The following is a 22248-nucleotide window of genomic DNA, read 5'->3' on the forward strand; positions in this document are numbered from 1 at the left end:
ATCCTTTTATTTTCCTTTTAGAAGAAGGATTCATGTAGAAAGATGAGAATAATAGTATTTGTAACCGCTTACTATTAAAGGTAGAGCATTCATAATGGGGGAGTAAACTTGAATTGGAGACACTTGCAGCAAACGTTGAATAAAAATAGATTGTTTTTTAAGATCCTGCTTTATTTCCTTTCTTTGCTGATCCCGATTGTCATCCTCGGAGTCATCGCCTATTTGAATGCGGATCAATTAATCAAGAAGGATGCCTCCGGAAAGCTTACGGATAATTTGGTTGCCTCCTCCAAAACCATTGATATCTATTTAGGTATGGCACAGTCAACCAACAACAGCTTGCTGCTCAGCGATACCATTCAACAATATTTACGACCGTATCCATTACTTACTGATGAAGAAAAAATTAAATTGCCTTCGATTGTGAGATCCATTGCGGGGAATCGCAATACGATAAGCCACTTTGTCGACAATATCTTTCTATTTGTGGATGATCAGCGTGTTTATTTTAGTGATGGCATGGTTGACTTTGATGTTTTCTTTGACACTTTTTACAAATTCGATGGTTACAATAAAGATTTCTGGCGAAAACAATTACACGAAAGCAGCCTGTTCGAATTATTAACGCCAACGCGAGTGGCGAATCCGAATATGAATACGAATCGTGATGTCATTCCGAGTGTTACGACCCAATATTTGAATGGTCATTTGGCAACGATGGTGACGACCATTTCTATCCCTACAATCGCAGCCACGCTGCAAAACAACTCCATTTTCTCGACCACCCACTATATTGTTATGGATAAAGATAATCAAGTCATTTTGCAAAGCAGCGAATTGGAAGCAAGGGATGTGGAGCAAGTTGTTGCTGGTTTTTCGAAGGAAAAGGCAAGTAACGGAGCGCTTAACATCGGACAAGAGCAGAATTGGATTGTTCAAACCACCTCCGAATATGGATGGAAGTATTATTCGATTACGCCGGTGAGCTCTTTTAACCAGGAGTCTTCGAGCATTTTTAGCTTGATCATCTGGATCTGTATCAGTTTAATCATCATCGGTATCGCCTTTTCTGCCATATTTAGCGTTCGGCTGTATAACCCGATCAAAAATATCAGAGATATTTTACAAAAAACCGAACGAATAGAAGAAGGCAACCAAGGAACACCACGCAGCGGCGAACTTCAACGGATTGGGAATAGCGTCAGCCAATTGGTCCAGCAGCATAAGGACGCGAATATGAAAATTCATACCTTCTCAGAGGAAATTCTCGAGCAGTTTTTCACGAATTTGATTAAAGGCGTTCGTGGGGGACAGCCGTATGCGGTTAACCAGATTTTAAAAGAAATTGATTTTCATACAGGTACCTATTTATGCTGCTGTTTTGTGTTTATGTTCAGGGATCAATTCTATCATGACATTCTGGAAGCGGATCGCTTACTGATTTTCGAGAAGATGAAAAATGTACTATGGGGCATTATGAAAAAGTACGTGAATTGTTATTTGGTGGAATATGAGCCCTACTTATATGTTTGCATGGTTAATTTGAAGAGTGAGGCAGATCGTGAACAGCTGGAACAAGCTTTGGAAATGATTACAATGACCTTTGCTTACGACACCATGTATTGTGAATTAGTTATTGGGTTAGGAAAAAGATACGACAAGATTGAGGATTATTCCAAATCTTATAGTGATGCTATTACGGCTATAGATAAGCGGACAGATTCATCCAAGACGGTCATCGTCGATGCAGCGCATTTGGATATCGATCAGAACTACTATTATTCTTTCCTGGATGAGACCAAAATCGTCAATAAGCTGAAATCAGGCGATCGGGAAGGCTTAAGAGGTGAATTGGAAGGAATTATTGCTTTGAATAAAGCAAGAGGGGTTTCTTATCACTTTCTTGGGGCTTTGCTTGTGGAGTTTTTCCATACAGGCAACCGTTATTTGACTGAAAAAGGACTTCGTATGCATGACTTTCTTGAGGCTAATGAGCATGATTTTTTAAGCCAAAAGGAGCTATTGCCGACAGAGTTTGATGCAAGGCTGAAAATGATATTTGAGTTCTACGATAAAATGATCACCGAAACGTTGTATAAACCCGAAAGCAAATCAGGTACGGTCGTATCGCTTATTACGGCTTATATTGAGAAGCATTATGAAAAGGATTTATATCTGGAGGTCATTGCAAACGAGATCGGTCTGTCCGCCAAGTATGTGTCCAGGATGTTTAAAGAGACGACAGGGACGAATATTTCGGACTATATCAGCCTGATTCGGATTGCAAAAGCGAAAGAACTGTTAGCCGATACGGATATAAAGATTAGTGATATTGCAGATCAGATCGGCATTTTCAGCCGCACAACCTTCTTGCGTTTATTCAAAAAACATGAAGGCATTTCACCCAATGAATATCGGCAGATACACGGCAATAAGCAGAAATAGCTTGAAAATGGACGATTCAGGCAAGGTAGAAGAATGAATCATGGAGACTCAAGTGGAAGAATGGTTCATCGTAGGCTGATTTGGTTCTTTTAAAGCGAGGCAAGTCGCTTATACAATAAAAATGGCCAGAACAAATCCAGGTTATGGAGGGGGACCACCATGGATTTCAGAAACAGGAGATTGGTAACTGCCTGCTGTTCGCTGGTTGTAGTAGGGAGTTTAGCAGCGGGGTGTGATTACATACCAAATCATACAGTCAAGCCATCGGCGAGAGTAAGCTCTTCACCATCGGACAATCCGATGACGCTTTCATGGATGAGATACGAGCATTCTTCCCAAGCGTTAGATGCAAATTCGGTCGTTGTTCAAGAAATTCAAAAAAGAAAATACGTCAAGATTGCCTTGCAAAGCGTTCCACAGAGTAACTATGAGGACAAAAAGAAAACCTTAATGGCTACAAATTCGATTCCCGATGTCATGATGGTCAATCAAAATGATCTTACGGATTTCGCGGATACCCGCATTTTTCTAGATCTCACACCGTATTTGGATAAAATGCCGAATTTCCATAAGCTCATCGCGCAGAAGCCGGAAATCAATAAAACGAAAGTGGATGGCAAGCTGTACGGTTTTCCTTTAGTAACGAAATGGAGCGTTCAATCTGGTCTACTGCCAATGATGCGCACAGATTTGTTAGCGAAACTTCATTTAAAAGCGCCAACGACGTACGAAGAGCTGTATCAGGTACTTAAGAAGTTTAAAGAAGCTTATCCAGCGTCTTATCCTTTTACGAGTAGAGCGGCGAATGGTAAAACAGGAACAGAAAATTTGATCAATCCTATTGCTTTCGGCTTTGGAAGTGGCTATACGAATATTACGGGAACTAAAATTTACTATGAACCGCTGACGCAGCAATATAAATTTGGTCCTTTTGCCCCTGAATTCAAAGAGGCTATCGCCTATCTTCATAAACTTTACAAAGAAAAACTGCTTGATCCAGATTATGCCGTAGCAACCTCCCAAATATGGCAGGAGAAATTAAGCTCTGGCAAATCGTTCTTTTTTCAAGATAACAATGGTTTCGGAGCGAATTTTAATAAAGCACTTCAGACGAAAGAACCGGAAGCCAAGTTTGAATTGTTACCTGCTCTGGCGAGTAATAAAGGAGTTAAACGCAATACCATTTATCAGCTGGATCACCTTGGTGAAATGTACGCAATAAGCGCTAAGGTTAAGAATCCGGAAGAAGTGATTAAGCTCATAGACTGGATGTATGGGGAAGAGGGGACGAATCTAACCAGTTTCGGAGTAGAAAATGTGGATTACACGCTGGTTGGCGGCGAATATCAGATATCGGATGCAACGAAGCTGAAGTTCAAAGATAAACAAGATCCCTTCCGCTCGATGCAATCTGCCCTTGGTACCGGCTATCTTGGCTTAGCGTTTCAATCTGACGACCATCCGATCCTGTTATCTTCTGCACCGGAACTAATTAAATGGTCTGAGAAGGCAACCCAGGATCTGGCTGACGGAATGAATTACCGGGAGATCAATGATCCTCCATTTAATAAACAAGAACGAGATCGGCTTAAACAACTCCGCACACAATTGGATGCCTATTTAACTCAAAATATGGACAAATTCATTGTCAGTGAAGGGGCATTAAACGATTGGGATGCTTTTATCAAGCAATGTAAAGACAAAGGGGCAACGGAGATTGAAAAGATTTACAATACGGCACTTGCACGAGTAATAAAGTAACTTGAGTAAGGGGGTACTACGGAATGAACGCTATTTTGAGTTCAATGACGACACGTTATCCAGAATTAATAGGCTGTTTACCAGATATCGAATTGGGGTTTGAGCTGCTAAACCATTCGTTTCATCAAGGAAATAAGCTGTTATTATGTGGTAATGGTGGAAGTGCCGCAGATTGTGAGCATGTTGTAGGCGAACTGATGAAGGGATTTATCTCCAAAAGGCCTTTATCCGCATCTGTAAGCGATCGTTTTGAACGTGAATTTCCGGGAGAAGGGTTGGATCTTGCTGTTAAGCTCCAAGGGGCGCTGCCGGCGATTTCACTCGTAAGTCACTCAGCTTTGATAAGTGCTTATGCGAATGATGTTGATCCAGAAATGATTTTTGCCCAGCAAGTGTATGGCTACGGCCGTTCAGGGGATGTATTGATTGCATTCAGCACATCAGGCAACTCTACGAATATCCTTCGGGCTCTGCAGGTTGCCAAGGTGCAAGGGTTGAAAACCATTGGTTTCACGGGGGATAGCGGCGGGAAATTGAAGTCTTTATGTGATGTGACGATATGTGTGCCTTGGGAGAAAACCCTCGACATTCAAGAGAGGCATCTGCCGATCTATCATGCGTTATGCCTGATGTTGGAGGAGGCGTTTTTCCCAAAATGACTCTAGTTGCAGCAGTCGATATCGGTGGAACAAAATGCGCAGTAAGCTTGGCTGTTGTCGAGAAGGATAGCGTCGTATTCGTGGATAAAATAAGCTTTCCGACCCCATCTGGGCCGGAAATGGCAATTGGTGAAATCTGCGCATCTCTTGATACGATGTTAATGCGTTATCCAGATCGGACACCTGAAGCCATAGGTATCAGTTGTGGAGGTCCGCTTAACAGTCAAGCGGGCGTCATTCTCTCGCCTCCGAATCTTCCCGGTTGGGATCATGTTGATGTCGTATCTCCTTTGCATGTACGTTACGGTGTTCCAGTCGGATTACAGAATGATGCGAATGCTTGTGCCTTAGCTGAATGGCGTTTTGGAGCGGGAAAAGGCAGCCGCCATATGGTTTTCCTTACTTTCGGCACAGGCATGGGAGCGGGATTGATCCTTAACGGCCAGCTTTATATAGGTAAGAATGATATGGCAGGTGAAGTTGGGCATGTTCGTTTGGAAGCCGATGGCCCCTGGGGATATGGCAAGGCGGGTTCATTTGAGGGCTTCTGCAGTGGCGGCGGTATTGCGAAGCTTGCTCGGACAATGTCGCTTCAAGCCATTCAGGAAGGCAAACCACCTTCTTATTGCCAAACAATGAACGATCTGAGCAGCTTGACGGCGGAAACGGTAGGAAAGGCTGCGGAAGCGGGGGATTCCATGGCGATTGAAGTGTATGAGACGGTAGGCCGCCGCTTGGGGCAAGGAATTGCTATGTTAATTGATGTGCTTAATCCGGAGAAAATTGTAATTGGCAGTATCTATGGACGGCAGCACAAGCTGCTGGAGCCTCTGGTAATGGCAACATTAAGGCAGGAGGCGCTATCGTTCTCCTTAGATGTTTGTGAAATCGTGCCTGCTGGGTTGGGGGAACAGGTAGGGGATTATGCAGGCGTATCTGTTGCAATGGAGATGTTGAGGGGGAATTCATGATGGAGATCGGGGGCAAAAAGTACGCCATTGGCGTCGATTATGGCACGGAAAGCGGCCGGGCTGTATTGGTGGATGTGCAGACCGGTGAGGAAATAGCGGCACATGTAACGGCTTATGCACACGGTGTAATCGATCGTCAGCTGCCGGGTTCGGAAGTGATCCTTGCGAAGGATTGGGCTCTGCAGCATCCAGGGGATTATCTGGATGTGCTTCGCCAATCGGTCCCCGCAGTGATTCAGCAGGCAGGAATTCCGCCGGAGTCTGTGATCGGCATCGGTATTGACTTCACCGCTTGCACGGTGCTGCCCGTGAATGCGGATGGCGTTCCGTTATGCTTCTTCGAGGAGTATCGGAACGATCCGCACAGCTGGACCAAGCTTTGGAAGCATCATGCGGCGGCCCCGCAAGCGGAACGTATAAACCATTTGGCCAAAGAGAGGGGCGAAGATTTCCTTCCTCGTTATGGCGGCAGCATCTCTTCGGAATGGCTTCTGCCCAAGCTGCTGGAGACGGCCGAACAGTCACCGGCTGTATTCGATGGGGCCGATCGCTTCGTGGAGGCGGCGGACTGGGTTGTCTGGCAGCTTTGCGGCGAGCTGGCCAGAAGCAGCTGCTGTGCAGGCTACAAGGGAATCTGGCATAAGCTAGAAGGTTACCCGACCACGGAGTTCCTGAAGCAGCTGGATCCGCGGTTTGAAAGTTTGTACCAAACCAAGTTGGTTGGAGCTGTAGTGCCCGTTGGCTCCCGTGCAGGGGGATTGGAACCGCGGATGGCCAAAGAGCTCGGTTTGCTTCCAGGCACAGCTGTTTCTACTGCCATCATCGATGCACATGCCGCCGTACTCGGCTGTGGTGTAACTGACCCAGGCAGTATGGTTCTGGCTATGGGAACTTCGCTGTGCCACATGGTTCTCGGCGACGAAGAACATCTCATTCAAGGAGTTAACGGCGTGGTGGAGGACGGCATAGTACCAGGCATGTTCGGCTATGAAGCGGGTCAACCGGCCGTTGGCGACATGTTTGCCTGGTTCGTCAACACAGCGGTATCCGAAGAGATAACGCGTAAGGCTGCCGCCGAAGGAATCGGCGTTCATACCTGGTTGGAGCGTGAAGCCGGCCAGTTAAGTCCCGGGCAGTCGGGTCTGCTCGCGCTCGATTGGTGGAACGGAGGGCGTTCCCCCATCCTGGACGAAGCGTTATCCGGACTGCTTGTCGGGCTGACGTTGCGTACAACGCATGCGGAGATCTATCGCGCGTTGCTGGAGTCGGCAGCTTTCGGTACAAGACGGATCATCGAAACCTTTGAAGAGAGCGGTGTGCAGATAGCTTCTCTCTATGCGTGCGGCGGGTTGCCGCAAAAAAATAAGCTGCTGATGCAAATTTTTGCCGATGTTTTGGGGAAGGACATTAAGGTGGCGAAGTCGACCCAACCTGTTGCGCTTGGCGCAGCCATCTGCGGAGCGGCTGCAGCGGGCAGCCAAGCAGGCGGCTACGACAGCCTGAGTGACGGTATTCGCGCGATGGGGCAAACGAAGGAGCAGCCCATCCGTCCGAATCGTGAGCACAAGGCTGCTTACGACAGGTTATACGCCCAGTATCGTGCGATGCATGAGGCGTTCGGAGTACCTTCCGGCCCAGTGGGGAAGGTAATGCGTGAGTTGAAGCGCATGCGAACTGGGGGTTAGAACGTTTTGGAATGGCCTGACGGACAAAATGTACTCGGCCTGTGAATCTGCGTGTTCCTTTGGAACTGCGGGTGACAGGCTTTTTTGTGGTGGCATGCACCGGGTCACGAGTCGGTTGACTGTATCCCGAGGGATTGGGGGCGCAGTCTAAGATTAACGGGAAATACTACCGCAATTTAGTGGATTAATCAAGCTTCAGCGTGAATAAATGGATTTTCTCCTGTTAATGATAGCGGCTGAGCTAGGAAGCAGGGATGATGCGGTGAATTAACGGTGTTTTTTCCAATTATTTGGAATCGCAGTTGAAAAATGCTTTAAATAACGGGATTTTTTCCTGTTAATGGATGAAGCTCTATAATAGTGAGCTGTCAAAAGTGATTTGTGATGCAAAGGAATTATTAGAGAAATCTAGAAACTAGTATAGAAGAAAAAGAAAAGAAAGGTGCTGTGATGGCGGATGTTCTTCGTTAATTCTCGTGCGATCATTGAAAGAATGCAAGATGGAACAATCGAAATTGTCGTTCAGACACGAAATAAACCTGGTGAACCTCAACGGATTGAACTACCTGGTGGGCGAATAGAGCAATACGAATCGTTAATAGCAGCGCTTATTAGAGAAGTAAAGGAAGAGACTGGCCTTGATGTTGTAGAAATTGAAGGTGAGGATACAAAAATTGATACCGTTGGTATCGATCCGAGTTTTGAAGTGGAGTGTGTAAAACCCTTCGGGGCTTATCAGACCCTTAACGGCCCTTTTGATTCGGTTGGCGTCTACTTCCGTTGTAAAGTGCAAGGGGAGTTAGTGCAATCAGGTGATGAAACTAAAAACCCGAGATGGATTGCTGTAGATGAATTAAGACAACTAATGAATGATGATCCTCATCAATTTTCCAGTGTAGACAGAGCGGGAATTATGTTTTATATGAAGTATTTGGAGAAACAGAGACGGGCGTTATAAAAGACTTTGTAAATCTATTGTCTTTTTACTAGATTCAATAGATAATAATGGTAATTTACTGGATGGTGGAATTTGGGGGAAGAACAGCATGTTTAGAATCTACTTACGATGATAGGATTGAGCCCAAAAAAATTATACTTGGTGTTGCCCCGCAACGATTTATTATTGATCCAAAAGGTAACATTATCATTTATGATGATATGTATAAGATGCTCAGAAGAATTAATGTGTTTAAGTAAGGTGATAGGAAGATAGAATCAGTGTATACCCAAAAACAAAAGCTGCCGGAATCATCCGGTGGCTTTATTGACATAGTTTTGGGTAAGCGAAGCTTCCCTGCACACCGGCCCTTGACATTTGTTGCTATCGCTCGGGCGATTCCTCTCCAACGAGGGGAACTACAGGACGCTATTTCATCGAAATAAGCTCATTTTTTCGTGGAGGGGAACTGTGGTCCTCTATTTGTCCGTTTTCTTCAAGAAAACGGGATCAGGCAATCAAATAAAGCCCTGTAGTTCCGCTCAAACGCGGAAACGGGCTGAATTTGTAAGAATAGCGGCCTGTAGTTCCTCAAAGATACATCGTTAACCAACTTAACACAGCTAGTATGAGGCTACCATCTCCGCCAATTGTCTCAGTAACGTTGAATTTCTAGCGGCGCTTAATCTTCTCCCCCAAAAAAATTCGCTCCTACCAGGCTCTTAACAAGCTAAACGAAGGAGGAGAAGAGAACTCCTCCCGATCCCTTCCTCTCCAGCAAACCTACAGGGCGCTATTTCAAAGAAATAGCTCCTTTTTCACGTTTTAGCAGGATTCGTTAGCAATGAACCGAAGCTCCAAAGCATGCACAATTCCTCGAATTGAGACATTTTTGCATTAACACTTTCTTGTTCCCGCTCTCAAATTCTGGGAAAATGTGCAAATCGCGGATCGGTTCATCCCATAGAGGATTGAACGATTGTCACGGCATCTCCCCAGCAGGTAAGATTGCGGTACTAGACGTGAAGGAGGCTTGCGACAGTGGCAAAGATGTATACCGAGGCTAAGCCCGGAATCACACATAGCGATGCGAAGCATGCGAGGTTAGCGCAAAATCGATATCTCCTAAATATGCGAAAGCATTGGATGCTTTATCTCATGATCATCCCGGGGCTCGTGTATTACCTTATTTTTAAATACGTGCCGCTCATGGGAAGTGTTATCGCCTTTCAGAATTATCAAATTTTCAAAGGCATGCTGGGAAGCTCTTGGGTTGGATTGGATAATTTCAAATTCATCTTCACGTATCAAGATTTCTATCATGTTTTAAGAAACACGGCGACGATCGCCACGTATCACCTCGTGTTCGGATTTCCTGCACCGATTATTCTAGCGCTTCTATTCAATGAAGTGAGGCTGATGCTGTTCAAACGGGTCGTACAAAGCATGTTCTATCTTCCGCACTTCTTATCGTGGGTCGTTGTCGGAGGCATCGTCTTTGAACTACTGTCCACGCAAGGCGTGGCGAACATGGTCCGGGGATGGTTCGGTTTCGAGCCGATCTTGTTCATGCAGCAGCAGAGTTATTTTCGCACGATTGTCGTCTTGTCGGGCATTTGGAAGGAAGTCGGATGGGGCACGATTATTTACCTTGCCGCAATTGCCGGCATCAATCCGAACTTGTATGAGGCGGCTGTGATGGACGGGGCGAATCGCTGGAAGCAGACGCTTCATATTACGCTGCCGATCCTGTTTCCTACAATTCTGGTGTTATTTCTACTGAACATCGGCAATTTCCTTGAGCTCGGTTTTGACCAGATTTATAATCTGTTGACGCCTATGACCTATTCCGTGGGTGATATCATTGAGACGTATGTGTACCGGGCAGGGGTTTTGCAGGGCCAGTATAGCGTTACGACAGCTATTGGATTATTCCAGTCCGTCATTGGTTTCGCGCTGCTGTGGATTTTTAACCGAATGGCCAGAAAGACAGAACAGGGGTTGTGGTGATGAAACAAACGTATGGAGAAAAGGTTTTTCAAGTAGTCAACTATTTGTTCCTGGCCGCAGCTGCAGGCACGATGTTGATGCCGCTTGTTCATCTGTTGGCGGTTTCGCTCAGTTCACCCCTTGCGGCTGATTCGAAAACAGTATTCTTACTACCGGTAGAATTTACCTGGGCATCGTGGGGGCATATCCTGCAAAATAAGGGATTATGGAGCGCATTCGGCGTAACGCTATACATCACGATTGTTGGGACACTGCTGAGCATGCTGTTCTCAGTATTGACAGCGTTTCCGCTGTCCCGCAAGGAATTTCTCATTCGCAAGCCGTTTATGCTGGCTGTGATCATTACGATGATTTTTAATGCGCCGATGATCCCATTTTTCCTGACCGTTCGGGAGCTGGGCATGATGAACTCCCTGTGGTCGCTAATTTTGCCAGGATTAATTGGAACGTTTAACATGATTATTATTCGAACGTTTTTTATGGGGATACCGGCGGAACTCGATGATTCAGCGCGAATGGACGGCTGCACCGATGCAGGCATTTTGTTCCGGATCTACCTGCCTTTATCCAAGCCGGTGCTCGCGACGGTCAGTTTGTTTTATGCCGTCGGATATTGGAATACTTTCCAGAGGGCCGTGCTGTTCATCCGTGATCCTAACAAATGGCCGCTGCAAATGAAGCTGCGCGCTTACTTGCAGTCACCGGAGGAATTGGCTGCTGTGAATCTGTTCCTTGGCGATTACGATTTCAATACGACAACATTGAAAGCGGCAACAATACTGTTCGCAACAGTGCCGATTATTTTAGTATACCCGTACTTGCAGAAGTATTTTGTAAAGGGTTCCATGCTAGGCTCGCTGAAGGAGTAAAGACCGCAATACGGCTGGCTTCATCATATGATGTGCTAAAAAAGGGAGGATACATGTATGAAGAAACGTTTATTCGGGAAAAAGGGAGCGATTACGGCGGCGGTTTCGCTGCTTGCGGTTACAGTCCTTGCGGGTTGTGCGCAAACCGGTGACAAAACCCCAGTCGCAGAAGGCGGCGCCCAGAACGACAAGCTTGTACAGGTAAAGGTATTCAAAAGCCATATGGGCGTAGGCACCATTCCGGATGCGAACAACGCGCATGTCAAATATGTAGCGGAGAAAACAGGCGTTGAATATCAATTAACGACCACACCTCCGGGTTCAGAACCGACAGAGTTCCTTAATTTGATGATTGCCTCGAATGACTTGCCGGACATCCTACGCCCGATTGGCGGCATCGAGCAGACGTTGATCAAACAAGGTGGAGCGCTGCCATTGGAAGATCTTCTTCCAAAGTACGCACCTAATGTATGGAAGAACATTCCCAAAGAGGCATGGGATGTCGTTCGTTCAGCCTCGTCCGATGGGCATATTTATTATGTGCCGAAGGTGTTTCTCGTTCCTGAACGCGCACCGATGATTCGTAAGGATTGGCTGGATAAGGTCGGATTGCCTATGCCGAAGACAGCAGCTGATTATAAGGAAGTGCTGAAGGCCTTCCGTGACAAGGATCCAAATGGCAACGGAATAAAGGACGAGCTGCCAACTTCGGGCCGGGAATTCGGCAAATGGATGGATCACCTGTTTGGCATGTACGGCGTCGCCATGTGGGAAGGGAGTCCGGAGTGGGACCTGTATGACGGTAAAATTCAGTATGCGGGCGTAACCTCTAACATGAAGGCGGCCATCGGATATATCCGCGAGTTGTATGCAGAGAAGCTGCTCGATAACGAGACATTCCTTAACAAGGGCGACGTATGGCAGGCCAAAATCAACAATAATCTGGTTGGCAGCTGGTACCACCTCCCGGCAAGTGTGCGCGATCGCTATACAGCGATGCTGAAGGGAGCTCCTGATGCTTATATCGTTGGCATGCCCGTGCCTAAAGTAGATGGTTTCCAAGGTTTTGTTACGATGAAAACGATGGGGGAGCCGGAATGGATCATTCCTGCAGCAGCAAAAAACAAAGCCGAAGCCTCCCTGAAGCTGCTCGACTTCTTCTATGATACAAGCAACGATGAGTTCATCCGTTTTGGGATTGAAGGACTTCAGCATCAAGTCGTGAATGGCAAAAAGGTCCTGCTGCCGCCGGAGGACAGCCGCCCTCTTGCTCTCGGCATGCGTAACCTGACGACCAAAGAAGATATGGATATCCGGATCAAGGAAACCATTCCAGAGAACATGCAGAAGATGGTGCAGGACATTTTCACCGTCAATACAGCGGATGCCCGACGAATCGCAGGAGATGGACTGCCGAACACGGTATACGAAGGTTTCCCGGATATTCAATCGCATAAGCTTTTTCAAGAATATTTGACCAAAATTGTGATCGGTGAATGGCCGATGGCGAAATTCGATGAGTTTGTGGACCGTTGGAACAAATCGGGAGGCGACAAGGTCACGCAGCGCGCCCAAGAATGGTACGCACAAGTGAAGAAATAACAACTATCCGGCGTAAGGTCCGCCCGCAGGGACGGCTCAGCCTCCTGCGGGCCCAAACGCGCTGAGAAGATAAATGACAGCAGCCAAAGAAGGGGATGTAGCTCATGAAAAAGCGATATGCAATCTGCGGGGTAAGCGGTCGGGCGCTTGGCATGTTCGCTAAGCCCATTACGTCGACATTCTCCGCCAGAAGCGAGCTCGTCGGCTTACTGGATCGCGACCAAGCTCGCTTTGAGCTGTTTCGAACGAGATTTCCAGAGCAGCAGGAAGTCCGTACTTACGGCGAGCATGAATTTGACCGGATGGTGGAAGAGACGCGCCCGGATGTTATCATTGTCGCTGGGCGAGACGATACACATGCGAAATATATTATAGCGGCCCTTGAGCATGATTTAGACGTGATCACGGAGAAGCCGATGGTGACAACAGGAGAGGACGCAAGGCGTGTAATGGAGGCGGAGTCAGCAAGTAAAGGGACGGTCACCGTTACTTTCAATTACCGATATGCGCCCATTCATACGAAAATTAAGGAAATGCTACTGGAAGGCAAGCTTGGCAGGATTACTTCGATTGACTTGAATTGGTATCTCGACACCTATCATGGTTCAAGTTATTTTAAACGTTGGAATCGGGTTAGAGAGCTGTCCGGAGGGTTGTCTATCCATAAATGCACGCATCATTTCGATCTGGTGAATTGGTGGATTGGGCAGCAGCCTGTCGAGGTGTTCGCATATGGCGCCTTAAATTATTACGGAGCTGAAGGGGAAGCGAACCCCAAGAAGGAGGATGGCCGTTTCTGCACGACCTGTGAGCTAACGGCGGAGTGCGACTACTACTCACGTTGGAACACACGGAGCAAAAATATTCAAGTGCAGGATGATCATCTCGGATCGCTTGGTGCAGTGAAAAGCAATTTTCCTTACTCAGACTATCGGCCTGATCAATGTATCTTCGATTCCCAAATTGATATTGAGGATACCTATGCAGCAACGGTCAAATATAACGGTGGCGCACTCCTCAGCTATTCAGTTAACTTCTCTTTGCCGTATGAGGGGTATCGCTTGGCCATTAACGGTACGAAGGGGAGGCTTGAGTCGGTGGAGTATCATATGCCGAGCCGCACTCCATTTCCGACACCTGTGCAGACCATCGATTATTTCCCTTTGTTTGGCTCTAAGGAAACGATTCATGTGGTGCACCGAGAAGGCGGGCATGGAGGCGGAGACCCGCTCTTGCTTGAAGATTTATTTATGGGCGAAGATCGCCGCAGGCCTTATCGAATTTTATCCGGAGCTGTGGATGGCGCGTTCTCCGTGGCGACTGGGGAAGCGGTATGGCGCTCTGTGAAGGAACACCGTCCGGTTACCATCGGGGAAGTGCTTAGCGGTGGATTTTCTGAGAAGTCTCTCAGTTTAAGCGGGAAAGGAGTGGCAGGACAATGACGACATCTTTGACCCGCTATATAGATTCAGAGGAAAGTATGGCTGCCCAAACGGACGGTACCAACATTCCTCATGTCTTGACCGTCATGGCTCAGCGTTACATCGGCGAGCATCCGCCACACGGTCCGGTATACAGAGTGACACGCGCTAGTGAAATCCGCAAGTTGGAAAATCACACGTATTCGTTTCCGATTGAACGTATTTTCCCGGAGATGCAGGTGGGACAACGGGTATATGCCTGGGCGAAGCTGTGGATCGAGGAGCCGCAAGAGTTTATCTTTCTGCTTCGATGTCTCGGATCTGTCCGATTGTACCATAATGGGGAGCAGCGTTTTGGATCTGCCCCTGAGGAGGAAGCGGAAGGGGCACCTCCGCTGAAACTGAAGATCGGGATGGTGCGGGGCTGGAACCACTTTGTTTTGGAGCTTGGCCAACGTGCAGACGGACGATGCGGAGTGGAATTTGGCTCTGGCAATCGCAAGAATAAGCCCTATACCTTTCTTGCACCTTCACTAGAGCGTGAGGGGGAAGAGGGCTGGATCTATACGTCTCCGATGGATAGTCCGCTTGCACAAATGCCAGCTGCGACGATGAGGGAACAGGTAGCAAGTGCGGCGTCTTGGCTGCCGAAGCGCGGAGACACCAGTGGCTGGCAAGGCAGGCTAGAACAACTCTACGGTCTGTCCCCGGGTTTGAAGGCTATCTCTTGGACGTCCGTCCGAGTCGACCCGGCGATGACCGGTCCTGTAACGGTATCGGGGGTCGCCTATGGACCTGTCGCCTTCATTTGGAATGGACATAAGGTTTATGAAGCTGCTGGAGAGGGCTCGTTCAGTTTTAATTTAGAATCGTGCCGGCGAAGCGGAAGCCTCGTGGCATACTGCACGTGCAGTGGGGAGAGTTGGGGGTTTCAGCTGTTTGAGGATTTGACGAATGCCGTGCTGCACTCGCCGGTCAAAGTCCATGGCTATGCAGGCAAATGGCTGCATCTGGGGCCTTTCGCTGCTGACGCCGAGCTGCGCGCTAATGACTATATGAAGATGGATATGGTGGCGGCCGGCTCTTCAGGTGAGGTGTTCTGGACGACGAATGAGCCTGAAGCTTTCGTTAGACCCTTTCTGGAGAATGAGCTCTTCGGCCGATGGAACTATCCGCTTGGCGTAACCTTGTTCGGGCTACTAGAGACAAGCCGTTTGCTAGCGCGCAGCGACATAACGGATTACGTAACTCGTCACGTGGAATTTGCGACGTCAACGTATGCGTATTCCCTCTGGGATCGGAAGCAGTTTGGAGCGGCAGGATTAAATAATCAGTTATCGCATATTGACAGCTTGGATGATTGTGGGTCCTTTGGAGCACTTGCTATTCTAGCGAACAGGTTACGGCAGCTGAAGGGAGCACGTGAGGTTTCAGATGACATCGCCCATTACATCATGAATGTACAGGACCGTCTGGAAGACGGAACGCTTTACCGCCGTATCGGCGTATCCCCGAGCATGCATAATACGATGTGGTGCGATGATATGTACATGAGTGTGCCGTTCCTATGCCGTTATAGCGAGCTATCCGGGGATTTGCGATATGTAGAGGAAGCTTCCCGTCAACTGCTTTTGTATAAAAAGTATTTATATATGCCTGAGCAGCAAATCATGTCTCATGTGTATGACGTAAGCAGCGGCAAGCCGTCATTGACGACTTGGGGGCGGGGGAACGGCTGGGTCTTTTTCTCGCTCTCCGTGTTATTGCAAGCGCTGCCGAAAGGGCATTCCAGCTACAAGGGGATCCTCCGCTTTTACCGGGAGTTGGCGGAAGGGTATCTCCGTCTGCAGGGCAAAAACGGCCTGTGGCATCAGGTACTGACAGATCCTGAGTCATATGAGGAAGCATCGTGTACCTCCATGTTCATGTACGGCTTCGCACTCGGCGTGCGGCACGGTTGGTTGCTGGAGCCTCAAGCATTCACTCGAGCGGTAATGTCCGGCTGGAATGGCTTGTGCGCTCGTGTCATTGATAAGCATGGGAACTTGTACGGCGTATGCAAAGGCTCCAGCTGGTCCTACTCGAATGCGTATTATAAGCATGAGCTTGGATGGAACTTGAATGACACACACGGGATTGGCATTGTGCTTTTGGCCGGCATAGAAGCGAACGCCATGATGAACAGCTTAGGTATAAAAAGCTGAGGTGTTCCAGAGTGAGGATGAGAGGGAATCATTGGAAAGGATCGTGTCGCGAGGGAACAGATCGCGTTATAATAGTAAGATCTCCTAATAAGGTGGGAACCCTAACGTGACGCAATCCTTGAAGAAATGGCTGAAATACAATTTAGCCCATACGCAGACCCGGCTCGTACTCATTTTAACCATATCGGTGTTTCTCATTATTCTGGCCGTCAGCCTGACATCCTACTATACGTCAAAGTCTGTCCTGCAGGAAGAACTCAGCGAGCCGCAGCGCCAAATGCTTCAACTGAATATGAACGTCATTGATGACGCTATCAAAGAGAGTGATAAGGCTGCCATTCAGGTTGCTTTGAACGCAAATATTTATAAGTTTCTGACCAGTGAGGTGCAGAATTCATACGCTAACATATCGGACATTTATCAATTGTTGTCAACTCTGATAGGCAATTCTAAATATATCAAGAGCATCTACGTGTATGACATGACAAAAGGGAGCTTCATTGCAATTCCGCAGGGCTACAGCTCGAGCAAGCTGAACTTTGACGATTCGGATTGGATTAACGTGGTGGACGAGTTCGGCGACGGGATGACGGTCATCAAAAAACGTCAGGTGCCGGAAGGCGCGGGTAGAAAGGGCTCCGAAGTTACGCTGTTTCGTAAAATTATGATTCAAGGCCAGTTTAAGGGGATTGTCACTGTCAATCTCAAGGATGAGGAATTGTTTGCTAAGCTGAATCCTCCCGTGCTTAATAATTTAAATCGGATGCGCTACATCATCGACGAGCATGATGAGATCCTGTACGCGGTCTCCAACTATGATTTCGATCAGGAGTCCATTCGGCAGGCGCTTGCTCAACTGCGGGAAGATGGCAGCAGTGACATTACTCATCAGAACCGCAAACTGCTGGTTAATCAACTTGTTTCGCCAGTAACGGGCTGGAAATACGTGTCCATTGTCGTTCAGGACAGTTTGCTGGCCAAGTCCAAAAAAGTACGCAATGTCGTGTTGACCGTTTCCGTGGCTGCACTGGCGCTTGGTTGCGCGACGATTTTCTATATTAATGCCGCTGCTTTCCGACCGGTCCGCAGGCTGATGCAGCTGTTTAGCAGCTACGACCGCAAGTCCATGAATCCTGAAGGCATCGATTTGGAGAAGCTGGCCGGTGAACTGCTTAGCAACCATGCCCATCTGTCTCAGCTCGTCAGAGAAACGATGTCAGAGGCTTCATCCAAGCTGCTTTACGATATGTACACGGGGAATTTGACCGGCAAGCGGGATATCGAGGAAAAGTGGCATCGTTACTTTGGCGAATGGTCATCAGAGCCTGTGACGGTAGCGGTCATTTCAATCGACCGATATGAGGATTGGTCGCGGAAGTATACGGGCGACGATCAGTCGTTGCTGAAATTCGCCATGGCGAACATCGTCGCCGAGCTGTTCGAGCAAAGATGGCGGGTCGTTTGCGCCGATTTTGGCAAAGACAAGATGGCGATATTGCTGCAACCGCTTGAAGCGGGGATCGTGCTTGAGCGCAAACTGGAGGAAGCTGTTGAGGTTGTTTCCAGACTGCTCAAGTTCAGCGTTTCGGTAGGTGTAAGCACCCCTCAAACGGAAGTTGCCCGACTGCGCCAGGCGATGCTGGAGGCGGAGAATGCGCTGAATTACCGGCTGTATCAAGGTTATGGGCAGATTATCCCGTTTCATGAAGTATCGGGGCACGAAGTCAGGGAGACGGTTGTGGATGAAGGAAAGCTGGAAGAGCTTTCGCAATTGATTGAATCGGGAGACGAAACCGGATCGCTGGAAGCGATTGAACGTCTAATCTCCGATGTGCGTAGCCAATACGGGTATCCATCAGCGGCTTTAACCTTTTTGCGGGCCGTGCTTGAACGCATAGAGCAGTTATGGCAGGCTGATGACAAATGTGCGGAGGGCAGCGCGTTCGAGAGTTACTATACGTTTCATCTAGGGGATATCCAAGAGGCTCTCTGTAAGCGGGTTCAGCCGTTGGTTCAGCGCTTCCACAAACTTATTCAAAGCAAGGATTTTATTACATGCCACCGCATGATTGATTATATGAAGCAGCATTTGAGCGAGACCATCGGGATCCCGGAAATTGCTGACGATGTGGGAATTAGCAGCAGCTTGGCAAGTCAGATTTTCAAGCAAGAAACGGGAGAAACGATCTATAACTATTTGACGCGCCTGCGTTTGGAACGTGCGGCGGACCTGCTGCTGAAGACCGAAAACAAGATTTCGGACATTGCGGTCATGGTTGGTTACCAGCATGAGAACAGCTTTATTCGAAGTTTCCGCAAATTCAAGAATATAACCCCGGGCAAATACCGGGATATGATGAGAACCCGTACGGACGCGATGCTGGAATAGATAACCGGCGTCAGTCGTATTGGATAAGCGAACCTAGGAGGAACTATGGACAGACGACAGATCGTACAACGGCATAATCCCGAGTTGAACAAATGGGACCCTTTGTCCCCATTTTCCGTAGGGAACGGTGAATTCGCCTTTAGTGCGGACATCACCGGACTACAGTCATTCCCGGATCAATATGAGGTACCGCTAGGCACACAGTCCAATTGGGGTTGGCACTATACGGGCGGTCGAAATCGATTTACGGATCAAGATGTTGAATACCAAATGTTCGAAACGCACGGAAGGCCGGTCGGTTACCCGATGAAACCCGGGAGTACGGCGGAGGCTTATCACTGGCTGAGGATGAACCCGCATCGCCTGCAATTAGGCCGAGTTTCTTTTCGCTTCCTACTGGAATCGGGTGAAGTGGCAGAAGCGGCCGATGTGGCGCCGACCAGCCAGCAGCTCGATCTCTGGTCGGGCGTATTGACTAGCGCATATACCATTCAAGGCGTCCCGGTTCATGTGACCACGGCTTGTCATCCTTCCATTGATGCGATTGCAGTGCGTGTGGAATCCGGTTTAATTGCACAAGGCCGAATGCAGGTGTTCATGCGTTTCCCGGCGCCCGATATGACGAATACAGGTTGGGCGAAGGCTGTATTTCCTGACTGGGAGAATGACGATAGGCACAGGACGGAACTGCGCGAAGGCAGCGGCAACGAGGCCTTGTTGGAACGTACGATGGACGAAGATAAATACGAGGTGCGCTGGGCTTGGAGTGCCGGCAGCCTTACGCGGACAGGAGCACATGAGTTCACACTGCTCCCTCCTTCAAAACAAGTTGAATTAATTGAATTTTCTGCAACTTTTGCTCCGGAATCGTCACAAATTGCGCCGTCATTTGAAGAGACGATGGCAGCAAGCAAGCTCCACTGGGAGCAATTTTGGCTCGGAGGGGCGGCAATCGATTTCTCTGGCAGCTCCGATCCCAGAGCCTACGAGCTTGAACGGCGCGTTGTTCTGTCACAGTTCCTGTGCGCTATGCACAGTGGTGGCTCCTTACCTCCGCAAGAGACGGGACTTATGTACAACAGCTGGTTCGGCAAATCCCACTTGGAGATGCATTGGTGGCATGGCGCGCATTTTCCATTATGGGGACGGGAACATATTTTGCTGAAAAGCATGGATTGGTACAGCCGGATTTTACCGGTTGCTCGCGAGCTCGCTCAATCGCAAGGATATGAAGGCGCCCGCTGGCCCAAAATGGTGGACTTTGAAGGAAAACCGTGCCCTTCGCCTGTAGCGCCAGGGTTGATCTGGCAGCAGCCGCACCCGATGACGCTTGCGGAGCTATGTTATAAAGCTCAGCCGACGAGGGAGCTGCTGGAGCGTTTCCGCGATATTGTCTATGAATCGGCGGATTTCATGGTTTCTTATGCGCATTGGGACGAAGCTAAGCAAGTCTTTGATCTAGGCCCGCCATTAATCCCGGCCCAAGAGTGTCACTTGCTTGCAGGCAGTAAAAATCCTCCGTACGAGCTCGAGTACTGGAAATATGGCCTGGAGATTGCGATTCGCTGGGCGGAGCTTTTGCAGGAAACGCCTCATGCGAAGTGGGTGCAGGTTGCCGGAATGATGGCCACTCCTCCACAGGCTGAAGGGGTATATCTGGCCCATGAGCTGTGTCCGGATACCTTTACAGCTAAGAATCATGATCATCCATCCATGCTCGGTGCGCTTGGCGTTTTACCTGGCACGATGATTGACCGCAAAGTCATGCTTAACACCCTGTTAAAGGTGAAAGAAGTATGGAAATGGGGCTCCGCCTGGGGCTGGGACTTCCCGATGTGTGCCATGACGGCGGCACGTTTGGGTGAACCGGATCTTGCAGTCGACTTCCTGCTGATGGACGCTGCCAAAAATACATATTTAACCAATGGTCACAACTATCAGCGACCTGGTTTGTCAGCGTATTTGCCAGGTAACGGAGGTTTACTGACGGCAGTAGCAATGATGGCTGCCGGCTGGGAAGGCGGCTCGGACTTGAATAACCCGGGTTTTCCGCAGGATGGCAGCTGGAACGTGAGATGGGATGGATTAAAGCCTTGGTTGTAGGTCAACTTGCACGTTGAACGAAATGAATAATCAGGAGGAGAACGTATGGGTAAAGGAACAATATGGCCCTCGGAACGCAAATCGGCAACGGATCGATTCACTGGCCTTGAAGTGATACAGCTGACGGATTATAAGTCACACAGCCATCATTTATATTTTACGGAAAGCGGTTGGTATGACGGGGAACAACGTCTTATTTTCGTCTCGGATCGTGGCAACAGCACGAATTTGTACAGCATGCATGTGGAGAGCGGAGAGATTACGCAGCTGACTAATTACCCGGGAAATGATCATATCGATGCTTGTTTGCTGCCGGATGGGAGTGCTGTATACATTAAGCTCGGAACGCGGATTATTCGCCTGGATTTACTCGGAGATTTCGATGAAAAAGTGGTTTATGAAGCGCCACAGGGATATCACCTCGGTAATGTAAGCGCCAGCGCCGATGGACAGCATGTCTGTACTTGTGTTCAAGAAGACTTGTCGCACCGGATTCGACTGGACCTAGGCAACGGTTATGTGGGTCATCGAGAACTTATGGAAGCGGCTCCCCACAGCATGATCATACGCATTGACGCAGTGAATGGCGGCGCGGAAACCATTTATGAAGCCCATCGTTTTATTACGCATATCAACGCGTCTCCCAAAGAGCCTTGGCTGATGACTTTTTGTCATGAGGGACCTTGGCATTTGGTTGATCACCGCATTTGGGGACTGGATTTGCGCACCGGCGAAGCGTGGAAAATTCGTGAGCGTCTTGAGCCGGAGGAGAAGGTCGGCCATGAATTTTTTTATCCCGGCGGCGTAACGATTGGCTATCACGGGTTCCGTACGAACGGAACGAATTTCTTCGGCAGCATCCGGTATGACAATACAGAGATGGAAGAAACGGATTTTCATTTTGATACCTGGCATGGTTATGCAGACGGTTTGGGGCAAGCCATCGTTGACGGCAAAAGTGCGGTGAAGACGCTGAGCATTTGGCGAAAACAGGACGGGGTTTACGACGGACCTCGTATGCTCTGCGAGCTGCGCTGCAGCTTTCATTCGCAGAAAGTACATGCCCATCCGCGTTTTGATGCGCAAGGCAAGCGTGTGCTATTTACGAGCGACAAGAACGGATATGGAAATTTGTATTTGGTTCATGTTCCGGAGGATTTTACCGTATTGCCGTTATTCACGCCATAACAAA

14 protein-coding genes are annotated in these 22248 nt (G+C 48.4%); all 14 read left to right on the forward strand.

The features are described 5' to 3' along the window. The first annotated feature begins 108 nt into the window (after nt 1-108). The 14 genes from AC3WTJ_RS03670 to AC3WTJ_RS03735 all read left to right on the forward strand — a co-directional run bounded on the left by AC3WTJ_RS03670 (nt 109) and on the right by AC3WTJ_RS03735 (nt 22244). Nucleotides 109-2445 (forward strand): helix-turn-helix transcriptional regulator, encoded by a 2337-nt coding sequence (locus AC3WTJ_RS03670; RefSeq protein ID WP_492520612.1) that lies wholly within the window; start codon nt 109-111, stop codon nt 2443-2445. Nucleotides 2446-2604: 159 nt separating this feature from the next. Beyond that, entirely contained in the window at nt 2605-4206 is a 1602-nt protein-coding gene (locus AC3WTJ_RS03675; protein WP_492520613.1) for an extracellular solute-binding protein, read from the forward strand. A gap of 23 nt (nt 4207-4229) precedes the next feature. Next, entirely contained in the window at nt 4230-4865 is a 636-nt protein-coding gene (locus AC3WTJ_RS03680; protein WP_407868636.1) for a D-sedoheptulose-7-phosphate isomerase, read from the forward strand. After that, nucleotides 4862-5836: an ROK family protein gene (locus AC3WTJ_RS03685; RefSeq protein WP_492520614.1), complete on the forward strand. Its 975-nt coding sequence runs from the start codon at nt 4862-4864 to the stop codon at nt 5834-5836. The genes AC3WTJ_RS03680 and AC3WTJ_RS03685 overlap by 4 nt, the downstream gene beginning before the upstream one ends. Beyond that, nucleotides 5833-7521: a ribulokinase gene (locus AC3WTJ_RS03690; protein ID WP_492520615.1), complete on the forward strand. Its 1689-nt coding sequence runs from the start codon at nt 5833-5835 to the stop codon at nt 7519-7521. Before AC3WTJ_RS03685 ends, AC3WTJ_RS03690 begins: the two co-directional genes overlap by 4 nt. 457 nt (nt 7522-7978) lie before the next feature. Continuing rightward, on the forward strand, nt 7979-8479 hold the full coding sequence (locus AC3WTJ_RS03695) for an NUDIX hydrolase (RefSeq protein ID WP_492520616.1): 501 nt from the start codon (nt 7979-7981) through the stop codon (nt 8477-8479). A 1029-nt stretch (nt 8480-9508) separates the two neighbouring features. Continuing rightward, nucleotides 9509-10468, forward strand: a complete 960-nt coding sequence (locus AC3WTJ_RS03700) for an ABC transporter permease (protein WP_492520969.1) — start codon at nt 9509-9511, stop codon at nt 10466-10468. Next, nucleotides 10468-11337, forward strand: coding sequence for a carbohydrate ABC transporter permease (locus AC3WTJ_RS03705; protein WP_127456997.1), 870 nt, complete (start codon nt 10468-10470; stop codon nt 11335-11337). The genes AC3WTJ_RS03700 and AC3WTJ_RS03705 overlap by 1 nt, the downstream gene beginning before the upstream one ends. Before the next feature lie 57 nt (nt 11338-11394). Further along, the gene (locus AC3WTJ_RS03710) at nt 11395-12939 is read left to right on the forward strand and encodes an extracellular solute-binding protein (RefSeq protein ID WP_492520617.1); all 1545 of its coding nucleotides are present in this window, start codon (nt 11395-11397) and stop codon (nt 12937-12939) included. 104 nt (nt 12940-13043) lie between these two features. Then, the gene (locus tag AC3WTJ_RS03715; protein WP_492520618.1) at nt 13044-14381 is read left to right on the forward strand and encodes a Gfo/Idh/MocA family protein; all 1338 of its coding nucleotides are present in this window, start codon (nt 13044-13046) and stop codon (nt 14379-14381) included. Then, the gene (locus AC3WTJ_RS03720; protein WP_492520619.1) at nt 14378-16564 is read left to right on the forward strand and encodes a glycoside hydrolase family 88/105 protein; all 2187 of its coding nucleotides are present in this window, start codon (nt 14378-14380) and stop codon (nt 16562-16564) included. Before AC3WTJ_RS03715 ends, AC3WTJ_RS03720 begins: the two co-directional genes overlap by 4 nt. Nucleotides 16565-16670: 106 nt before the next feature. Then, nucleotides 16671-18953: a helix-turn-helix domain-containing protein gene (locus AC3WTJ_RS03725; protein WP_492520620.1), complete on the forward strand. Its 2283-nt coding sequence runs from the start codon at nt 16671-16673 to the stop codon at nt 18951-18953. A gap of 45 nt (nt 18954-18998) precedes the next feature. Next, nucleotides 18999-21056 (forward strand): glycoside hydrolase family 65, encoded by a 2058-nt coding sequence (locus AC3WTJ_RS03730; protein WP_492520621.1) that lies wholly within the window; start codon nt 18999-19001, stop codon nt 21054-21056. A gap of 45 nt (nt 21057-21101) precedes the next feature. Next, a complete protein-coding gene (locus AC3WTJ_RS03735) occupies nt 21102-22244 on the forward strand; it encodes an oligogalacturonate lyase family protein (RefSeq protein WP_492520622.1) in 1143 nt (380 codons plus the stop codon). The last annotated feature ends 4 nt before the right edge of the window (nt 22245-22248 follow it).

The organism is Paenibacillus sp. FW101-FHT12H11 (genome assembly GCF_058790355.1).